This window comes from Sphingobium sp. D43FB, from assembly GCF_002312805.1.
GTDB lineage: Bacteria > Pseudomonadota > Alphaproteobacteria > Sphingomonadales > Sphingomonadaceae > Sphingobium.
Map to the genome: position 1 here is coordinate 1 of NZ_NMUA01000100.1, position 2,483 is coordinate 2,483.

Consider the following 2,483-nt stretch of genomic DNA (forward strand, 5'->3'; position numbering starts at 1 on the left):
CACCCGATCCCATCCCGAACTCGGCCGTGAAACCAGTCTGCGCCGATGGTACTATTGCTCAAGCACTGGAAGAGTAGGGCGTCGCCAGGCATTGAAGCTCGCGCAAAATCAGCAAAAACCCATTCACATTGTCAAAAAAGGCGGCCCCAAAGCCGCCTTTTTTGCGTTACCCCAAAACCAAGGGGCAACCACGTGTCGCGGGATGGAGCAGCCCGGTAGCTCGTCAGGCTCATAACCTGAAGGTCGTAGGTTCAAATCCTACTCCCGCAACCACCGAAACCGACATTCCACAAAGCCCCGACGCCAAAGCGCCGGGGCTTTGTGCATTCTCGACCAATCGACGCTGTTCGATCCACTCCAGGATCCTGCCAAACTCGCCGTAGAGCATGGCGTTGACCTCACCGCGCTTCGCGCCGGGCGTAAGCTCGATCCGCTCGATCAGCGCCCGCAACGCATCGGCGGCTTCCTGGCGCTCTTCCGGCTGCGATAGTGCGTGAGTCAGTCGCTCGACTTTGCGCCGATAAATCTCGGAGATGTTGGGGTGGATGTCAGGCACGTCAGCAGGGGCCGCGGCCAAACGAGCGCGGATCGCATCCTCCTGCGCTTCCAGCTCCAAAAGCTCATCGACAAGCGCGCGTGTGCCCTTGCCTGCCTTTGCGAGTGTCACGAGGCCCTTGATCGCCTTGAGGACTTTCTGCAGCTCGGTTCGATCAGCGATTTCTGACGCGCGGCGCTGGTGGTTGATCCGGTTGCTCTCCTCGACATAGGTCCGAATGGCCTCTGCTGCGACCTCCGGGGTCATCATGCGATCGCGCAGACCATCAAGGACGCGCGCTTCGAGTTTGTCGCGCGTGATGCTATGCCCGTTCGCGCAGCTTTTCGTATCACCATGGTTCGAACAGGCAAACCGCCCCCGCCCGCGAAGGGAATAAGAACCTCCGCAGCAGCCGCAGTAGACCAGGCCGGAGAGAAGACTTTTTGGGCGATGCGTGCGATTAAGGGCTGTCTGAGCAGAGCGAGTTGCCGCAATGCCGTCGGCATATTGGATCGCGATATTCTCCTGCCTTGCCTTCACAGCCTGCCAGAGTTCTTCATCCACGATCCGCAGGTCTGGAACCTCGGTCACAATCCATTCGGATTTGGGATTGATACGAGAGACGCGCTTGCCAGTTTGCGGGTTCTTCAAATAGCGCAGGCGGTTCCAGACGAGTTTGCCGATATAAAGCTCATTGTTGAGGAGGCCCGTTCCGCGCTTGACGTGGCCGCGGATCGTGGTCGATGTCCACAGCTTGCCCGTCGGGGCTGAAATCCCGGAGTCATTCAGACGGCAGGCGATTGCGTGGGGGCTGAGTCCATTGGCGAACTGTCGAAAAACCTGGCGAATGACTTCAGCTTCCGCGGCATTGATACTCCGCTCGCCGTGCACAGGTTCGCCTTCGCTGGAGAAGCGCCGCACGACATCATACCCAAAGCAAAGCCCGCCCCCGGATTTGCCTTTCTCGACACGGCCGCGCAGACCGCGATGGGTCTTCTTCGCAAGATCCTTGAGGAATAGCGCGTTCATCGTGCCCTTGAGGCCGACATGCAGTTCGGAAACCTCACCCTCTGCCAGGGTGACGATCTTCACACCGGCGAACTGGAGATTCTTGTAGAGCGTGGCGACGTCGGCCTGGTCGCGTGACACCCGATCCAACGCCTCGGCCAGCAGAATGTCGAAGCGCCCCATCTGCGCATCGTGCAAAAGTGACTGGATGCCGGGACGGAGTATGACGCTCGCGCCCGAGATCGCTGCATCCTTATAATTGGCGACAATCCGCCAGCCTTCGCGCGCCGCCTGCTCACGGCATATCAAAAACTGGTCGTCGATAGATGCAGGGCTCTGCTTGTCGTCGGAATAGCGGGCATACAGCGCTACGCGGGGCATTCGGAGTCTCCAGAGATGAGCTTTGGGGTTAGTCTACAGATTTGATCATTCTTGCCAATCTGAGGAAGATATCAAAATTGGACCGCACTTTTATGCTGTCGCTGGAATTCTGCGCGGCACTGAACAAGGGATCTGCGATGCCGGAATCGATAAGCTAGCGGCGAGTTGCCGATGGCCTTCGTTGGCTTCTCGTCACCAAATACTCGTTTCCCGGTTGCAGTCCGTCTTCCGCTAATCCGGCGGGAGTCGATCAGATATTGCCGTTCATTTAGCGCGTAGGGAACGTCCGGATCCGACCAAAGCTGCCGAACAACAAGTGCCCTGAAAGCCAACATCCACAGGCTCATTCGCGGGCGTCGAAAGCGGGCTTTCGCCCATCCACCACTCAACAGATAGACAATCCCGCAAATCCGGGGCGGGTCGTGTCCCGGCGCGTTCTCTAATCGCCACTGTCAACAGCTGACCTCTTTGCGGTTCGTCACGCGCGCTGGGCTCCAGGGTTCTCTCCGCGGTCGTCGCGCTGGACGCCGCATGTTAGCGTTCAAAGTAGGGTGAATCT

At 58.7% G+C, this 2,483-nt stretch carries 1 protein-coding gene, 1 tRNA gene, 1 rRNA gene and 1 pseudogene; 3 read left to right on the plus strand and 1 reads right to left on the minus strand.

Annotation, left to right across the window (positions count from 1 at the left end; translation table 11 throughout):
* The 3 genes from rrf to SxD43FB_RS26230 form a co-directional block, all read left to right on the plus strand.
* Positions 1-90 (plus strand): 5S ribosomal RNA (rrf, locus tag SxD43FB_RS23290); the annotation flags it as partial.
* A gap of 106 nt (positions 91-196) precedes the next feature.
* Positions 197-273, plus strand: a tRNA-Met gene (locus tag SxD43FB_RS23295).
* A gap of 46 nt (positions 274-319) precedes the next feature.
* On the plus strand, positions 320-490 hold the full coding sequence (locus tag SxD43FB_RS26230) for a hypothetical protein (protein WP_255245883.1): 171 nt from the start codon (positions 320-322) through the stop codon (positions 488-490).
* Between the two features lie 381 nt (positions 491-871).
* Here SxD43FB_RS26230 and SxD43FB_RS26235 read toward each other — a convergent pair.
* Positions 872-1,924, minus strand: a pseudogene (locus tag SxD43FB_RS26235) (recombinase family protein); the annotation flags it as partial.
* Between the last annotated feature and the right edge of the window lie 559 nt (positions 1,925-2,483).